At 61.0% G+C, this 15912-nt stretch carries 15 protein-coding genes; 5 read left to right on the top strand and 10 right to left on the bottom strand.

Translation table 11 applies throughout. The annotated features are described in order from the left end of the window. Positions 1 to 293: 293 nt before the first annotated feature. The 3 genes from HMPREF2807_RS02490 to HMPREF2807_RS02480 all read left to right on the top strand — a co-directional run bounded on the left by HMPREF2807_RS02490 (position 294) and on the right by HMPREF2807_RS02480 (position 3514). Entirely contained in the window at positions 294 to 1652 is a 1359-nt protein-coding gene (locus HMPREF2807_RS02490; RefSeq protein ID WP_046648336.1) for a PhoH family protein, read from the top strand. Positions 1653 to 1723: 71 nt separating this feature from the next. After that, positions 1724 to 2299, top strand: a complete 576-nt coding sequence (locus tag HMPREF2807_RS02485) for a GNAT family N-acetyltransferase (RefSeq protein ID WP_046648337.1) — start codon at positions 1724 to 1726, stop codon at positions 2297 to 2299. Between the two features lie 81 nt (positions 2300 to 2380). Then, on the top strand, positions 2381 to 3514 hold the full coding sequence (locus HMPREF2807_RS02480) for a hypothetical protein (protein WP_070510296.1): 1134 nt from the start codon (positions 2381 to 2383) through the stop codon (positions 3512 to 3514). A gap of 77 nt (positions 3515 to 3591) precedes the next feature. On the opposite strand, the gene HMPREF2807_RS02475 is transcribed toward HMPREF2807_RS02480, so the two are convergent. The 4 genes from HMPREF2807_RS02475 to glpX form a co-directional block, all read right to left on the bottom strand. Then, the gene (locus tag HMPREF2807_RS02475) at positions 3592 to 5166 is read right to left on the bottom strand and encodes an MDR family MFS transporter (protein WP_070510291.1); all 1575 of its coding nucleotides are present in this window, start codon (positions 5164 to 5166) and stop codon (positions 3592 to 3594) included. After that, positions 5160 to 5783, bottom strand: a complete 624-nt coding sequence (locus tag HMPREF2807_RS02470) for a TetR/AcrR family transcriptional regulator (protein ID WP_070510288.1) — start codon at positions 5781 to 5783, stop codon at positions 5160 to 5162. Before HMPREF2807_RS02470 ends, HMPREF2807_RS02475 begins: the two co-directional genes overlap by 7 nt. A 386-nt stretch (positions 5784 to 6169) precedes the next feature. Continuing rightward, positions 6170 to 7570, bottom strand: a complete 1401-nt coding sequence (locus HMPREF2807_RS02465; RefSeq protein ID WP_046648340.1) for a class II fumarate hydratase — start codon at positions 7568 to 7570, stop codon at positions 6170 to 6172. 98 nt (positions 7571 to 7668) lie between these two features. After that, positions 7669 to 8688, bottom strand: coding sequence for a class II fructose-bisphosphatase (gene glpX / locus HMPREF2807_RS02460; RefSeq protein WP_070510285.1), 1020 nt, complete (start codon positions 8686 to 8688; stop codon positions 7669 to 7671). 201 nt (positions 8689 to 8889) lie between these two features. Here glpX and HMPREF2807_RS02455 point away from each other — a divergent pair, with 201 nt between their 5' ends. After that, on the top strand, positions 8890 to 9480 hold the full coding sequence (locus HMPREF2807_RS02455) for a DUF4245 domain-containing protein (RefSeq protein WP_070510281.1): 591 nt from the start codon (positions 8890 to 8892) through the stop codon (positions 9478 to 9480). A 4-nt stretch (positions 9481 to 9484) separates the two neighbouring features. Here HMPREF2807_RS02455 and HMPREF2807_RS02450 read toward each other — a convergent pair whose 3' ends face one another. The 3 genes from HMPREF2807_RS02450 to xseA are packed head-to-tail and all read right to left on the bottom strand — an operon-like array spanning position 9485 to position 11414. Next, on the bottom strand, positions 9485 to 9838 hold the full coding sequence (locus tag HMPREF2807_RS02450) for a hypothetical protein (RefSeq protein WP_070510278.1): 354 nt from the start codon (positions 9836 to 9838) through the stop codon (positions 9485 to 9487). Further along, positions 9839 to 10126, bottom strand: a complete 288-nt coding sequence (locus HMPREF2807_RS02445) for an exodeoxyribonuclease VII small subunit (RefSeq protein WP_070510275.1) — start codon at positions 10124 to 10126, stop codon at positions 9839 to 9841. Positions 10127 to 10172: 46 nt separating this feature from the next. Beyond that, on the bottom strand, positions 10173 to 11414 hold the full coding sequence (gene xseA, locus HMPREF2807_RS02440; protein WP_070510272.1) for an exodeoxyribonuclease VII large subunit: 1242 nt from the start codon (positions 11412 to 11414) through the stop codon (positions 10173 to 10175). 152 nt (positions 11415 to 11566) lie between these two features. Between xseA and HMPREF2807_RS02435 the strand changes: the two genes are divergently transcribed. Beyond that, positions 11567 to 12526 (top strand): 4-hydroxy-3-methylbut-2-enyl diphosphate reductase, encoded by a 960-nt coding sequence (locus HMPREF2807_RS02435; protein ID WP_070754977.1) that lies wholly within the window; start codon positions 11567 to 11569, stop codon positions 12524 to 12526. Here HMPREF2807_RS02435 and HMPREF2807_RS02430 read toward each other — a convergent pair. The 3 genes from HMPREF2807_RS02430 to HMPREF2807_RS02420 are packed head-to-tail and all read right to left on the bottom strand — an operon-like array spanning position 12523 to position 15878. Next, entirely contained in the window at positions 12523 to 13254 is a 732-nt protein-coding gene (locus tag HMPREF2807_RS02430; protein ID WP_232745399.1) for a DUF6542 domain-containing protein, read from the bottom strand. The two genes, HMPREF2807_RS02435 and HMPREF2807_RS02430, sit on opposite strands and share 4 nt — an antisense overlap. Before the next feature lie 35 nt (positions 13255 to 13289). After that, positions 13290 to 14360 (bottom strand): DNA recombination protein RmuC, encoded by a 1071-nt coding sequence (locus HMPREF2807_RS02425; RefSeq protein WP_070510515.1) that lies wholly within the window; start codon positions 14358 to 14360, stop codon positions 13290 to 13292. A gap of 36 nt (positions 14361 to 14396) precedes the next feature. After that, positions 14397 to 15878: an AI-2E family transporter gene (locus tag HMPREF2807_RS02420; RefSeq protein WP_070510266.1), complete on the bottom strand. Its 1482-nt coding sequence runs from the start codon at positions 15876 to 15878 to the stop codon at positions 14397 to 14399. Positions 15879 to 15912 lie beyond the last annotated feature (34 nt).

The raw sequence follows: 15912 nt of genomic DNA, 5'->3' as shown, positions 1-15912 counted from the left end.
GCTCACAATAGAGCCAGCTTTCTAAGAAATGCTCCGCACTGTAAAACCAGTGCGGAGCATTTCTTTGTGGTTTGTGAGGGAGCGAGCCGACTGGTGGGGATGGTGTGGCTCTGGGGATTGTCGTTTTAATACTGTTCATCTTGCACCCATGTAATTTCAACCTTTGCTCTCTAGCGTGGACGGTGTCCGGAGGTTCACAGGGACGTCCGGACAGTTCGAAAAACCACCAGCTTCACCATGCCCACCCAGGTCGTTGAGTTGGGGCGGGCATAACAAGGGAGAACCCTGCCGCTATGACCAATCCTTCCGTCCTGACCGAGCAGCCGCACGAGGCCGCTGTGGTTACCAAGACCTATGTCATCGATACCTCCGTCCTCCTCTCCGACCCCTGGGCGTTGCGTAAATTCGCAGAGCACGATGTGGTGCTGCCCATCGTCGTTATCTCTGAGTTGGAAGGAAAACGTCATCACCCGGAGCTTGGCTGGTTCGCCCGCCAAGCTCTTCGCTTTTTGGAGGACCTCCGCGCTACCTATGAGGCGCTGGATCAGCCTCTTCCCGTCAACGCCGCGGGCGGAACGCTGCGCGTGGAGCTGAATCACCAGGATCAGTCCTTGCTGCCAGCGGCCTTCCGTGGGCCGGAGGGAGACCACCGAATCCTGGCCTGCGCGCTCAACCTGCAGCACGAGGGCAAGGACACCGTCCTGGTGACCAAGGATGTTCCGCTGCGCGTTAAGGCGGGCGCCGTGGGCCTGCAGGCAGATGAGTACCACGCGCAGGACGTTGTGCTCACGGGATACACCGGTATGGCTACGGTGCAGACCACCGCGGAGGTCATCGATGAGCTCTATGGGGAAGGCGAGGTGCTTATCGACGGATCAGTGACCACCGCCGGCACCCGCGTCGAGGACCTTCCGGTGCACTGTGGCGTGACGCTGCAGGCAGGCGGGCAATCAGCGCTGGGCCGCATGACAGCCGAGGGCGCAGTGCGCTTGGTACGCGGTGATGCGAATGTCTTTGGTCTCCAGGGGCGCTCGGCTGAGCAGCGGGTAGCTTTGGATCTGCTGCTGGATCCTTCCGTGGGCATCATGTCCATTGGAGGCCGTGCAGGTACCGGTAAGTCTGCGTTGGCCTTGTGCGCCGGTCTAGAAGCTGTGCTGGAGCGTGGGGAACACCGCCGCATCGTGGTTTTCCGCCCGATGTATGCGGTGGGTGGGCAGTCCCTGGGATACCTGCCTGGCTCCGAGAGTGAGAAGATGAACCCGTGGGCGCAGGCGGTCTACGACACGTTGGAGGGTCTCGTATCGGAAAACGTCATGGATGAAGTCCAAGACCGAGGCCTCTTGGAAGTTCTCCCACTGACCCATATCCGCGGCCGCAGCCTGCACGATTCCTTCGTCATCGTCGATGAGGCCCAGTCGTTGGAGCGCAACGTGTTGCTGACTGTCTTGTCCCGTTTGGGCCGCGGATCGCGCGTGGTACTGACCCATGACGTGGCGCAGCGAGATAACCTGCGCGTGGGCCGGCACGACGGTGTGCAGGCAGTCATTGAAAAGCTCAAAGGGCATGAGCTCTTCGCTCACATCACGTTGCAGCGCTCTGAGCGCTCTGCCATTGCGGAACTTGTCACCGATTTGCTGGAAGGTGAGAACTAACTCGTTCGCGAATGGCGATCTTGTAGGGGTCTGCTTGGCATTGGTCGTGCGTGCTCAGTAATAATTGTCCTATGAGCGACAACGCGAAAGACAAGAAGAAGGATTTCCGCATCCGTCCATTCACTGCGGCGGACTACCCGCAAATGCGCGAAATCTACGAGCAGGGCCTCAACACCGGCCACGCTACCTACGAGACCCGGTCGCTGACCTTCGAGGAGTTTAAGAACGTCAAGATCATGTCGTCAGTCTTCGTTGCGGTGGAGGCGGACGATGACTCGAAGGTTCTCGGCTGGGTCTGCGCTGCGCAAGCGTCTACCCGCACCGTGTTCCACGGCGTGGTGGAGGATTCCATTTACCTGAGCAAAGAGGCCCAGGGCCGCGGTATTGGCGGCGCCTTGTTGGATCAGCTCATCGAGGTATGCCGTGACCTGCACAAGTGGGCCATTCACTCATGGATCTTCCCGGAGAACGAAGGTTCTGCCGGGCTGCACAAGTCCCGCGGCTTCGTCAAGGTGGGCACCTACTCCCACATGGCAAAGATGACCTACGGCGAGCTCGCCGGCCAGTGGCGCGATACCGATGTATACGAGTTGCTTCTGCCTAAGCCGGAGGAAAAGAAGGCAGCAGCCAACGAGAAGAGGAAGTAATTATCTCACTTTTCTAATACCAGGGCAGGAGTGGGGATAGAATAGAACCTGTTCTCATCCACTCTCTATCGAAGGCGAATCATGTCTTTCCGCACCTCTGTGCTTGCCCTTTCTACCGCCGTAGCCGTGTCGACCGGTGCTTTTGTAGCGCCCGTTGCCACGGCTGCTGAGTTTCCACCTGCTGGCTCCGTTCCTGTAGCAGAGCTCAACGTTAACTATCCCGATGGCGCTCTGGCATATGTCTTTGCCGAGCCGGTCATGCAATCCGACATTGACTTGGTTACCCGCCAAGTTCGTCAGCTGCGCGGCAAGGCTTGGGATGCGAATCTTCCCTTCGACGGTGCAACGCTGCAGCAGGCAGCTGCCGCTGCGGGCTATCACACCCGTGAAGAGTATATGAATGCGATTTCTTGGGATCGTGGCCTTGAGCACGCGGTTTTGCAGCGCGCTGCGGAGGAGAATTTGGATTTCAACCACGAGCGGCTCCCTGGGGTAGGGGCCTTTGGGGTCATCGATAATCTGTTGGCCGGAGAAAATCTCACCACGGCAGACATGCCGGGCGCTATTGCATCGTGGTCGACGGATAGCAACCAAGGCTCCAGTGAGTGGGAACAGCTTGTTCGTGCAAACGGACAAAGGAATCCACAGAATGGCCACTTCTACTCGATCATTGATCCCGTTCACGTAACTTTTGCTCAGGCACAGGTAGGAAAGGTCACCGCAGGCTTCTTCTCCAATCGCGATATGCCGGGTGAACCCGCTCGCATCACCGGCCGCCACGCATTCCCCATCGCTGTGCCGGAAAGTGCAGTCAATGATGCCGAACTGATGACGACTGGAGGCACCTCGGTGGGAAGCCAAGGCAGCCTGGGCTTGAGCATCGATGGATTCTGGGGAGCGAAGCTAGGGGTGCCGGTGGCGTCGCCAAGCTCAAGCGATCCTGAGGTTCTTAAAGTCAACGAGGACGGTACCTACGAGGCTAAGTCGGAGGGAACCGTGACCGTCACCTTTAACACCTATGTGGTGCGCAATGGTCAGCCCCAGTTGTCGGACAACCAAGTCACCAAGATCGTGCAGGTGACCAAGAAGTCTCTTGCTGGAAACCTAAGCTCCGGTGGTGCGGATGCTGGAACCATCGTGGTCATCATTGCCGGCGTGCTTGCGCTCATTGGTGTAGCTGCCCAGGTGGCGCGCCAGTTGGGAATTCTGCGTTAAATACTCTGGTATGAAAAATCCTCGCTACGTCATTGTTCGTAGCGAGGATTTCTTGTTGTTGAGCGGGGACCGACGTCCTAGTCGATGGTCTCCTTGAGGTGCTCCTCCCGCACCGGCAGGATGAGCAGGAGAGCGATGATCGCCATCGGGACCATGAGCAGGATGACCGGGGTGAGGCCGTCGTTGTAGGCGTTGAGGATGACGTCGCGGATGGGGTCCGGAAGCTGTGCCACCATCGACGGGGTCAGGCTAGAGGAACCGCCGCCCTCAGCGCTGAACTTTTCTGCAAAGGGCGCGCCAGCCTTGCCCATGGAAGCAATGGCGGCAGGCATGTTGGCGGCCAACTCATCCTTCATGTTGTGGATGAACAGCGAACCCACCAAGGAGGCACCCATAGCTGAACCGATCTGGCGGAAGAAGTTGTTGGCCGCCGTTGCGGTGCCCACCAGCGCCACGGGGAAGGAGTTCTGAACGATGAGAACGAGCACCTGCATAACGAAGCCGAGGCCGATGCCGAAGACGAGGAACTCAGCGCCAAGTTGAGTCAGGGAGGTATCCACAGTCAGCTTCGACATCCAGAACAGCGCGCCTGCCGTAATGGCGAGACCGATGATGGGGTAGCGCTTGTAGTGGCCGGTTCGGGCGATGATGAATCCCACTGTTGTAGAAGTGCCGATCATGCCGAGCATCATCGGGATCATCATGAGGCCCGCCTTGGTCGGCGTCAGGGTATGCACCATCTGCAGGTAGGTCGGCATGTAGCCCAGCACACCGAACATAGCCAGGCCTAGCACCATGCCGGCGGCCGTCGTGAGCACCATGTTGCGGTTCTTAAACAGCAGAACTGGGATCAGAGGCTCCTTGGCCCGCTTCTCGACGAAGACCGTGATGACAGCACCGATCACAACGATGACGGCCAAGGTGAGAATGACGGGATCCGACCACTCATACTGGGTGCCGCCCCAGGTGGTCATGAGGATGAGCGAGGCGGTCGTGATGGCGATGAACGTGGCGCCCAAGGCATCAAACTTGCGCAAGTCAGTATCACCAACGCGCAGGTGCAGAACGAGCACACAAACGGTCATGGCGAGAAGACCGAGGGGGATATTCATCCACAGGCCCCAGCGCCAGCCGGGACCATCAGTGAACCAGCCACCGAGGACTGGGCCGAGGACGGAGGACAAGCCGAAAACGCCGCCCATGATGCCCATGAACTTGCCGCGCTCACGAGCCGTGGTGACCTCAGCAATGATGGACTGGGAGGAAATCATCATGAATCCAGCGCCGAAGCCCTGAATCGCGCGGCCGATGATGAGCAGGTTCATAGAGTTGGCGAAGCCGCCCACGGCGGAACCGATGACGAAGGTGGCAATGCCGCCGATGTAGAGCCACTTGCGGCCCATCATGTCACCGAGCTTGCCGGAGATGGGCATAGCGATGGTCATGGTGACCAGGAAGGCGGAGATAACCCAGCTCATGTGGTCGACGCCGCCGAGCTCGCCGACGATGGTGGGCAGGGCGGAAGCGAAGATCATCTGCCCCAGGGAGCTCATCAACATGGTGAGCACGAGGGCAGAGAAGACGAGGGCAAGGTTGTTTTCCGGCTTGCCGGTGTCAGTGTGGGCCACTGGCGGTTTCGCGGTAGCTACCATGAAAGTCCTTTCGAATAGTTGTTGATGAGCATGAGTGCGGAATCAAAGCGCTGCTCAAAGGGGATGTCGCAGCTGAAGTCTGGGGAGGTGGTGGCCAACCAGAAAGCCTCACGGATGGTGACAGCAATGAGGAGTGCCTCCGTGTGCGGGGAGACATCCGGCATGGTCTTTAATGCTGGCTCTTTCTCCAGCCGCTGGGTGAGTAGCTCAAGGACTTCGTTGGACTTGGCACGCTTTCTGCTTAAGGACGCCGCCGCTGCGTCCGCATCGCGGGAGATACGGCGGCGTCGCTCAGCAATCTCCCTGTTGGCGTGCTGTCCAATGAGGTGTTCCTTGATGAGGTCTACGGCCAGCTTGAAGAGGTTCTCCGTGGGGGTTTCGAGCAAATAGCTCTTCTGCTCCTGGGAAAATTCTTGGCTGGGGTTGCCCAGAACAGCTGAATCCTTGGAGTCGAAATAGTTAAAGAAAGTACGCCGGGAAATACCGGCCTTCTCACAAATCTCCTCCACCGTAACTGCAGCAAAGCCGTGCTCGTCTACCAAGAGGGTGGCAGCATCCTCTATGCGTAGGCGAGTTTCTAGACGTTTTTGCTCGCGTAATGACAATTCTTCTTGCACAGAGTGCAATCCTACACTCAGTGCAAGTTTGCACCAAGTGCAATGCTGGTGATTCTCATGATGGCGGGACGATCTTTATGGCGCAGCGCACAGGAAAGGAGATAAGAACAGCAACCCCATCCTTCGCGCCCACCGGCAGCGTGGACTGTGGCTGGTTAAGGCTCGCCGTGAGCGCGAAGGGCGCGAAGTGATGGCTAGGAAAGAAACTCTCAAGCCTAAAACTGCCCTAGTTGACGAAGTTATTGCCAGATCTTGAGGCGGAGGCTATAACTTTGGCAGGACGGGCAGTTTGGCTACCCCGACCCTGCTGTTGGCCCAGCGGGGTGGATGGGAAAACGGCGAAGCCGCCCTCCCGAAGGAGAGCGGCGGCGTGGGCGAAAGCGAGCTTAGAAGTTGTCGCGGTCGCGGTTGGTCATGGTGAGAACGTTGAGGCGCTCATCGAGCTCTTCCTCGGTGAGGTTCTCGCCGTCAACGAAGCCGAGGTCGATGACTGCCTCGCGGACGGTGATCTTCTCGTTCAGCGCGTGCTTAGCTGCCTTGGCGGCGTTCTCGTAGCCGATCTTGGAGTTCAGCGGGGTGACGATGGAGGTGGAGGACTCCGCAAACTTCTTCATGCGCTCCTCGTTGGCCTCGATGCCGTCGATGCACTTCTCGGCGAAGACGCGGGAGACATTTGCCAGCAGGCGGGAGGACTCGAGGACGTTGCGGGCCATCATCGGGATGTAGACGTTGAGCTCGAAGTGGCCGTTGGAGCCGCCGAAAGCAACAGCGGCGTCGTTACCGATGACCTGGCTGACCACCATGGTGGCGGCCTCGCTCAGGACCGGGTTGACCTTGCCCGGCATGATGGAGGAACCCGGCTGCAGGTCCGGGAGGTGGATTTCTGCCAGACCGGTCAGCGGGCCGGAGCCCATCATACGAATGTCGTTGGCAATCTTGTTGAGGGAGATAGCCACGGTGCGCATGGCGCCGGAGAACTCGACGAGGGCATCGCGGGCAGCCTGGGCCTCGAAGTGGTTCTTGGCCTCGGAGAGCTGGTCAATGCCGGTGAGCTTCTTGAGCTCCTCGGTGACCTTGCCGCCAAACTCAGCGTCGGTGTTCAGGCCGGTACCGGTAGCGGTGCCGCCGATAGCCAGTTCACCCAAGCGTGGCAGGGTGGCCTCAACGCGCTCGATGCCGAGCTCGATCTGGCGAGCGTAGCCGCCGAACTCCTGGCCCAGGGTGATCGGGGTGGCGTCCATCAGGTGGGTACGGCCGGACTTGACCACGTCAGCGAATTCCTTGGCCTTGGCCAGAAGAGAGTCGTGGAGCACCTTGAGGCCCGGGATGAGGTCATTGACGGCAGCCTCAGTTGCCGCAACGTGGGTTGCGGTGGGGAAGGTGTCGTTGGAGGACTGGCCCATGTTCACGTGGTCATTCGGGTGGATCTCCACGCCATTGTTGTGGGCGATGGAGGCGATGACCTCGTTGGTGTTCATGTTGGAGGAGGTGCCGGAGCCGGTCTGGAAGACGTCAATCGGGAAAGCGTCATTGTGCTTACCCTCTGCGATCTCGGTGGCGGCGGCGATGATGGCGTCAGCCTTCTCCGCATCGAGCTTGCCGGAGTCCTTGTTTACCTGGGCGCAGGCAGCCTTGAGGAGGCCGAGTGCGCGGATCTGAGCATCTTCGAGGCCGCGGCCGGAGATCGGGAAGTTCTCCACGGCGCGCTGGGTCTGGGCACGCCACAGGGCGTCGACCGGAACCTTTACCTCGCCCATGGTGTCGTGTTCAATGCGGTATTCAGTCATGAATTCACCTTTTCTGTGAAATGAGTTTTGTTGGGTTCTTTATGTGTGCCGTGGCACGGCATTCATGGCCACCGTAGCACTCTTCCTGGGAAAGTGGACTAGCTTTCCTGATCGTGGGGGTTGGTGTAGTCCACCACGGAATATTCCTGCAGCTTAGCCAGCTTATGGATGGAGTCGACGTAGCGGATGGTGCCGGACTTGGAGCGCATGACCAGAGAGCGGGTGGTGGCGCCGTTCGGTCGGTAGGAGACACCACGGAGCATATCGCCGTTGGTCACGCCGGTAGCGGCGAAGTAGCAGTTCTCGGAAGAAACCAGATCGTTGGTGGTGAGGGCGCGGTCGAGGTCGTGGCCAGCCTTGCGGGCCTTCTCTGCTTCCTCCTCATCCTTGGGCCACAGCTTGCCCTGGATTTCACCGCCCATGCACTTCATGGCGCAGGCGGTAATGATGCCCTCCGGGGTGCCGCCAATGCCCATCATGAGGTCGATGGAGTTGCTGTCCTGGCAGGTGGCGATAGCGCCGGCAACGTCACCGTCCATGATGAGGCGAACCTTGGCGCCAGCTTCACGGATCTCGCGGATGAGGTCATCGTGGCGGGGGCGGTCGAGCACGACGACGGTCAGGTCAGCCGGCTTGATGCCCTTGGCCTTGGCCACGGACTTCACGTTCCATGCCACCGACTCATTGAGGTCGATGGCGCCGACCGCCTCGGGGCCAACAGCAATCTTCTTCATGTAGAAAACAGCGGACGGATCGTACATGGTTCCGCGCTCGGCAGCAGCAATGACGGAAATAGCGTTCGGGCGGCCCTCAGCCATGAGGCGGGTGCCGTCAACCGGGTCGACGGCGATGTCCATCTCGGCGCCCTGGCCGGTGCCGACCTTCTCGCCGTTGAAGAGCATCGGGGCCTCATCCTTCTCGCCCTCGCCGATGACGACGACGCCGTTCATCTCGACGGAGTTGATGAGCTTGCGCATAGCATCCACCGCGGCGCCGTCACCTTCATTCTTCTGCCCACGGCCAACCCAGCGACCCGAGGCGAGCGCTGCTGCCTCGGTGACGCGCACCAGCTCCATGGCTAGGTTGCGGTCGGGGATATAAGACGTGTTATCAGACATGTGTGATTAGTCCCTTTCTTTTCAGGTGGCTCGGCCCGGGGTGGGGGACAACCCGGAATACAAATTCTATTCTTCCACTTTTCCTGCCCACTCAAGCCCGAATGCCTCCCCCAGAAGAGGGGCGGGGGTGCACCACCTACCGAAAAGGCAGGTGAGAGGGCGCTGTCGCGTGTGTCGGAGGCGTCGTGCCATACTGGGCGGGTGGCATCTGAAGATAAACCAAAGATTTTTGAGGACGCGCGTGATATCACCCTGACGGTGGGCATCATCCTCATCATGATGTTCCTGGCCGTCGGGGCAACGGGACTGTGCTCGATAAATCCGGAAAAGTCCGGGCCTGTGCAGAATGTGGATGCCGCTACCTTCCTGGAGATGGAAGCGCGCGGTAGCGGGGCGGTCATTCGCGAACCTGTCATGCCGGAGGGCTGGCAGCCGACGGCCGCGCGGCGCAAGCAAGTGGGCAGCGAGTCCGGTGCCGTTGTGAGCTGGCTGACCGCGAATGAAGGATACGTTGAGTCGGCACAGACCCAGCTAGCGCTTGAGGATGTCCCCACCGCTTACGATTCCAACTATCGAGCCAACTCCGAGCGGCGTGAGGTAGCGGGTCAGGACGTGGAAATCCTGAGCAGCGACGACAAGGACGTTCGCCCCCTGTGGATCACGGACTTGGGCGATGCCCGCCTTATCCTTACCGGCTCTGCCTCCGACGCGGATTATGAGGCGGCTTTGACCGCATTTGTCGAGGCCAAGCCGCTCCAGATCGCTGAGGACGGCAGCGTCATCAGCGAGTAACTAGTCAGCGAAACGTCACGCTCTGCAGCGCGCCGTCCCATTCCACCTCGACCGCGTCGCCAGCAGCGCTGCGCAGGGTCTCGGGGTCCAGGCCGCTCAGGCGGGTCTTGCCAAGGTAGATATCCACCTTTTCGTGCTTGGACTTGCCTGGGAATAAAGAGACCTCGCTGAGTTTCCCTTCGGTGAAGCGCAAGACAATGGAGCCGGAAAAGTAGCTGATTTCTTCGCCGTTGTCGGTGTGCGGGGTGCCGAAGAATTCCTCGGCGAGCTGGCGCGGATCACCAAAGACCATGGCCCCTGCTCCGCCCGACTTGGAGACGAAGTCGACGCGATCTCCCGGGTAGCCGTAAATCTTCATCTAAACCTCTCCTGTTTCCGTTTGTGCTTCTGCGTTGTCCGGGCTGTCCGCATTCTTGCGGAGGGCTTCTTCTACGCGCTTGGAAGCGCCGTCGAGGTGTGCCTCGCAGGCCTTGGCTAATGCCTCGCCGCGCTCCCAATATTTCAGGGACTCGTCCAAGCCCATCTGCCCGAGCTCGAGGATCTTCACGGTTTCGATAAGTTCGTCGCGTGCCTGCTCATAGCTCAGCTCCTCGACGGGCGGGAAAGCGTCTTGGCCGGGCTGGCCGGCGCCAATCGTGTCAGTCATGAGGGATAATGCTTCTTTCTTACTGGTTCTGTATAAAGCGTTCTGTTTAATCCGCAGCCTGGGAGGCCATGGCGGCGGCGGTGATCGAGCCATCACCCACACGGATGCGCAGTTGCGAACCCGGGGGCGATTGCGTGTAGCTCGTGACGACTTCCGGCCCGCTGCCATCGCGCGGAAGGACCTGCACAATGGCATAACCGCGCTCGAGAGTGGCCGAGGGACCCAAGGCGGAGACCCGCGCACGCAACGAGGCTACCTGGTTGCTTTCGCGGTCCAGCTGATGGGTAATGACTCGCCGGATCGACGCAACGTGGCGTTCGAGTTCCTCGCGGCGCGCGGTGATCGGCACCATGGGGTCTGCGAGGACTGGGCGGGAGCGAATGCTCTCGAGCCCGCGGCGCTCCCGTTCCACCCAGCCGCGCAGCGCAGCCGCCATGCGGGAACGAGCTTCGGAAATCACGGCGTATTCCTCGGCCGCAGAGGGCACGACGCGCTTGGCCGCGTCGGTGGGGGTGGCGGCGCGGAGATCGGCGACGTCGTCAAGCACCGGGTGGTCCGGCTCGTGGCCGATGGCGGAGACAACCGGGGTGCGGGCGGCGGCTACTGCGCGCTGGAGAGCCTCCTCGGAGAAGGGGAGCAGATCTTCCACCGACCCGCCGCCGCGGGCGATGATAATGACATCGACCTCCGGGTCTGCGTCAAGGGTCTGCAGCGCGTCGATGACCTGGGTGACTGCCGTGGCTCCCTGCACCGCGGTGTTGATGACCTCGAATTGGACCGCCGGCCAGCGGTCTTGCGCCACGGAGAGGACATCGCGCTCAGCGTGTGAGCCACGGCCGGTGATGAGGCCGATCTTCTTCGGCAGGTAGGGAAGCGGCAGTTTGCGGGCAGGATCGCACAGGCCCTCCTGGCGTAGGCGCTGGCGCAGCATCTCTACTCGGGCGAGGAGATCGCCGATGCCGACGTGACGAATCTCAGTAACCCACAGGGAGAAGCTACCGCGCCCAGCGTAGAAGGCTGGCTTGCCGTAGACCACGACGCGGTCGCCGTCTTTGAGCGGCGAGGGAGCATTCCGGATGAGCGACGTGTTGCAGGTCAGCTGGACGGATTTTTCCTGTTCTACGTCACGCAAGGTGATATAGGACAGTTTCCACGTCGGCTTCATGTTCAGCTGGGTGATCTGACCCTCCACCCAGAGGAAGCCGAGGCGCTCGATCCAGCCTTTGACTTGGTCATTGACCTTGCCGACGGGCCACGGTGTCTCCGCGGAATTGGCCGGTTGGTTCACGCGCAGTCCTTTCTCTTGAGTGGTCTGTGCTTCGGGGCGTGTTCCGTCTAGTGTATGGGGCGCGCCGGACATCGGGTGTCACCGGTCACCTGCGGCGGGCGAGAATGGGCGAGAACTACAGTATGTGGGCAACTTTAGATACTCTGGTTGGCATGACTGAAACTGCAAAGAAGGTGCTCCTCGCGGCTCCCCGCGGCTACTGCGCCGGCGTGGATCGCGCTGTTGAGACAGTGGAAAAGGCACTGGAAAAGTACGGCGCTCCCATCTACGTGCGCAAGCAAATCGTGCACAACCGCTTCGTCGTTGAATCCCTGGCCAAGCGTGGCGTCATCTTTGTGGAAGAGGCCTCCGAGGCCCCCGAAGGTGCTCACCTGGTATTTTCTGCGCACGGCATCGCGCCGAGCGTGCGCAAAGAGGCCGAAGAGCGCAAGCAGCTAACGCTGGACGCCACGTGCCCGCTGGTGACCAAGGTGCACAAGGAAGCCCAGCGTTTTGAGCGCGACGGCTACCAGATTCTGCTGATCGGCCACGAGGGCCACGAAGAGGTCGAAGGTACTGCCGGCGAGGCCCCAGACGTCACCCACCTGGTGGATGGTTTGGAGGGCGTCGACAAGCTGCCGGACTTCCTACACGAGGAAAAGCTCATCTGGCTGTCCCAGACCACGTTGTCGGTGGATGAGACCATCCAGATCGTCAACAAGCTGCGCGAGCGCTTCCCGCACTTGGAAAACCCGCCGTCAGACGATATTTGCTACGCCACACAGAACCGCCAGGAGTCGGTCAAGGCCATCGCCCCGAAGTGCGATCTCATGATCGTTGTCGGTTCCCAGAACTCCTCCAACTCCAAGCGCCTGGTCGAGGTTGCCCTGGAGGCAGGTTCGAAGACTTCTTATCTGGTGGATTTCGCCTCAGAGATCGATGAGGCCTGGCTTGAAGGCGTGAACACCGTTGGCGTCACGTGTGGTGCCTCCGTGCCTGAGCTGCTGGTGCGTGAAGTGCTCGAATACCTGGATGAGCGCGGCTACAGCGACGTTGAACAGGTGACCACCTCCACGGAGACCATCACGTTCTCGCTGCCGCGCGATCTGCGCCCGGCACGTACTGCGCGCTAGTCCTCGTCGTAGAGGTTTTCCTCGAGCGGCTGGGGGGACCGCTGGGGGCGCCGTGCATTCTCCGCTGCTTCAGCGGCGGCGCGGCGGAAATCCTCCTGCACGTCGGTCTCGGGGGACGCGTGGCGGAGCTGGGCGCGCTCTTCGGCCTGCAGGCGGCGGCGTTCCTCACGGTTGCGCTCCCGTACCCGCCCAGAGCTCGTGTTCTCCCGGGCAATGAGCTCTGCCACGGAGAGCCGCTCAGAGCGGTTGCGGCGGTCGGAGGCAGCGTCGGCACGGCGCTTCTTTTGTGCTTCCGCTTCTCGGCTCTTCGCGTGGTTGTTGCTGCTCCATATGCGCATGACCGCGAGCAGCGCACACGCCAAGACCGTGACGATGAGCACCGGGAAGTGCTGTATCAGTGGGAAGGCCGTGGTGAGAAGCGCGGTCTTGGAAAACGGAGAGGCGCCTTCTGGCAAGGCAGCCGTCGAGTTAATGAACCCGCCGCCTACGGTTCCTAGCGCGTAGAGCAGCGGCAGGGTAATCACCAACAAGTAGAGCCCGCGGATCTCCACCAACCAGGTGAGAGCGAGCGAGCCAAGTCCAAAGATCAGGGCGAACGGCAGGGCAACCTTGCCGAGCACACCTGAGACTGCCAAGGCCACAAGCGTCACGACGAGCGCGACGAGGAGCGCTCGGGTAAGCGGCATCCCACGGCGCGGAGGGCGGCGACGATTTTTGGCAACAGACACGACCAGAGAGCTTACCGGGATTGGTGACCAAAACGTTATTCATCGTGGGCGCGCCGCGGCCAAGAACCGACACTGCGCGGCTCCACCGGTAGGCGGTCTACGCGAGCGGGCACATCTAGTTCCTTGAGCCGCCGCGCGGTGACCCCGACGCGGGAGTCCAAGCTGGCTAAACTCGCGTTATAAGCCTCAACTGCGCGCTCGAGGCCGCGGCCGACCTTGTCATAGTGCTCGTTGAGGGTATTAAGGCGCGTGTAGAGCTCACGTCCCAAGCGCTGTACCTCGCGGGCTTTGTCGGAGATTTCTTCGTGCTGCCAGCTCACCGCCACGGTGCGCAGGAGGGCGAAGAGGGTGCTCGGCGTGGCGATGACGATGTTGCGCTCGAATGCGAACTCGAGCAGCTCGGCATCGATGGAGAGCGCGGCGTCGACGAAGGTATCCGCGGGAACGAAGAGGATCACAAACTGCGGCGTGGGGGAGAAAGCCTCGATATAGTCCTTAGAAGCCAGTGCTTGGACATGTGAGCGCATCAGGTGCGCGTGGCGCCGGAGATACCCTGCCCTTTCTTCCGGATCCTCAGTCTCCATGGCGTCGAGGTAGGCGCTGAGTGGAACCTTGGCGTCGACCACAATGCTGCGCCCACCCGCCAGGTGAACGACGAGGTCAGGGCGGACTACCGAACCGTTGATGCGAGCGCTGACTTGGGAGTCGAAGTCCACATGTTTGCGCATGCCGCCGAGCTCGACCACGCGTTCCAGCTGTACCTCACCCCAGCGCCCGCGGACGTTCGGCGAGCGCAGCGCGCCGACCAACTTGTCGGTGCGATCGGAGAGCCGAGTCGAGGTGCGCGTTACCGCTTGAACTTGGCTGCTGAGCGCGGCGAGCGATGTCGCGCGATCCTCTTCAATTTCCTGCAATTGCAGGCCCAAGCGGTCCATGGCCTTTTCCAGCGGGGCAAGCTCTGCTTGGCGGCGTTGGGATTCTTGCAGCGCGCGGTGTTCTTCGGAGGGCTGGGAAGACTGCGCGGAATAGGCGCGGGCCAGCCAACCGAGGGCGGCGCCAATGATGAGGCCGAGGAAGAGGAGCAACACGGGAAGGGTAGACGTCATGTCTGTCATCATGACATGCGCCCCGGACACGCCCCGCTAGTTCTTGTCCTTCGACTGCAACATCTGTTCGAGAGCGCCGATGGCGCGCTTGATTCCCGCGCGGGCGCCGCTATCGCGCTCGCTGAGTTCCGCGTCAACATCGACCTTGCGGTCCAGCGGGCTCGTGCCATCGCTGGCGACGTCTTCCGCCGCGCCTTCCGGTGCAGCGTGGTCCGGGACGGACAGCCATTGCTCGCGTTTGTGGTCACCCTGCTGTTGGGTATAGCGCCCGATGAGGAAGCCTGCCACGGTAGAAAACTCCAACTCCTCGGCGGTTCTCTCGCCGGATTGGAGCATCACCATGTCTTGGAAGTAGCGGTAGACCACCGCGATGGTGGCGGCAACCGGCACGGCGAGGAAACCGCCGATGAGGCCAAAGAGCGCGGAGCCGACGGTTACAGAAATCAGCACGATAACCGGGTGCAGGTTCATCGCCTTCGACTGCAGCCACGGGGAGAGCACGTTGCCCTCGAGCTGCTGGACCAGCAGGACCAAGCCAAGCACCAGAAGCGCCTTGGTGAAGCCCAAAGACACCAGCGCGATGGTCACGGACAGTGCGCCGGCCACAATTGCGCCGACAAAGGGGATGAAGCCGGCGATGAACGTGATGATGGCCAGGGCCATGGCCAGGGGAACACCGATGAGGGCGAGGCCGAGGCCGATAAAGACGGCGTCGACAAGCGAGACTATCGCTTGTGCCCGCACGAAGCCGCCCAGCGTGGTCCACACACGGGTTAGCAGCTCAGTCAAGTGCCAGCCGGTGCGGCGGCCCGTCGCTTGGCGCAGCCACGGCAGGAAGTTGTGGCCGTCCTTAAGGAAGAAGAAGGTCAGCACCACGATGATGAAGAGCGTGACCACGATGGAGGTGGCCGTGCCGATTCCGGTGAACACGGAGCCCGCAATGGAACCCGCCTGGCGCTGCAACCACAGGGCGATTTCATCGATGTAGCCGCCGATCTCATTCGCGTCGAGGTTGAGCGGCGGGCCCTGTGCCCATAGCTGCAAGCGTTGAATTCCCTCAACAGTCTGCAGATACAGTGTTTGGGACTGCCGCGCGAAGTCCGGTGCAATGAACATGAAGAGGGTGCCCACCGCAGTAAAAGACACCAGAATGGTCACTGCCGCAGCGAGGGCTGACGGCAATCCCTTTCGCCGCATGGCGCTCGCAATGGGGGCCAGCACGGTGCAAATAATCAGCGCGATGAGGACGGGCAGGATGCCGCGCCAGAAGTTGCCCAGCATGCGGAATGAGGCATAAAGAAAGACGCCAATGATGGTCAGGCGCAGTGCCCACAGTGATGCGGACTTGATGACCTCGCCGACCACCACGGAGCGATCCACTTGATTGCCTGGCGGGTGTGCGGAGACAGCGTTCAGCGAGGCAGCATCGACGGAGTCATCGAAGCGCCCGCCAAGTGCTGCCTCTGCTGCGGCAAGCTCAGGCGAGGATGCATTGGGGGATAGCTGATCAGAACTCACCCCACCATCTTGCCTTAAAAGATCCGGGGTGCGT

Origin of the sequence: Corynebacterium sp. HMSC074A09 (assembly GCF_001811545.1) — a bacterium.
GTDB classification, from domain to species: domain Bacteria; phylum Actinomycetota; class Actinomycetes; order Mycobacteriales; family Mycobacteriaceae; genus Corynebacterium; species Corynebacterium hiratae.
This window is presented reverse-complemented; position numbering and strand designations above follow the sequence as displayed.

Excerpts from the sequence above, each read along its gene's own strand:
- HMPREF2807_RS02485 (WP_046648337.1), top strand. The coding sequence starts at position 1,724 with ATGAGCGACAACGCGAAAGACAAGAAGAAGGATTTCCGCATCCGTCCA.
- HMPREF2807_RS02425 (WP_070510515.1), bottom strand. The coding sequence starts at position 14,360 with ATGACGTCTACCCTTCCCGTGTTGCTCCTCTTCCTCGGCCTCATCATT.
- HMPREF2807_RS02480 (WP_070510296.1), top strand. The coding sequence starts at position 2,381 with ATGTCTTTCCGCACCTCTGTGCTTGCCCTTTCTACCGCCGTAGCCGTG.
- HMPREF2807_RS02445 (WP_070510275.1), bottom strand. The coding sequence starts at position 10,126 with ATGACTGACACGATTGGCGCCGGCCAGCCCGGCCAAGACGCTTTCCCG.
- glpX (WP_070510285.1), bottom strand. The coding sequence starts at position 8,688 with ATGTCTGATAACACGTCTTATATCCCCGACCGCAACCTAGCCATGGAG.
- HMPREF2807_RS02465 (WP_046648340.1), bottom strand. The coding sequence starts at position 7,570 with ATGACTGAATACCGCATTGAACACGACACCATGGGCGAGGTAAAGGTT.
- HMPREF2807_RS02435 (WP_070754977.1), top strand. The coding sequence starts at position 11,567 with ATGACTGAAACTGCAAAGAAGGTGCTCCTCGCGGCTCCCCGCGGCTAC.
- HMPREF2807_RS02490 (WP_046648336.1), top strand. The coding sequence starts at position 294 with ATGACCAATCCTTCCGTCCTGACCGAGCAGCCGCACGAGGCCGCTGTG.
- HMPREF2807_RS02475 (WP_070510291.1), bottom strand. The coding sequence starts at position 5,166 with ATGGTAGCTACCGCGAAACCGCCAGTGGCCCACACTGACACCGGCAAG.
- HMPREF2807_RS02450 (WP_070510278.1), bottom strand. The coding sequence starts at position 9,838 with ATGAAGATTTACGGCTACCCGGGAGATCGCGTCGACTTCGTCTCCAAG.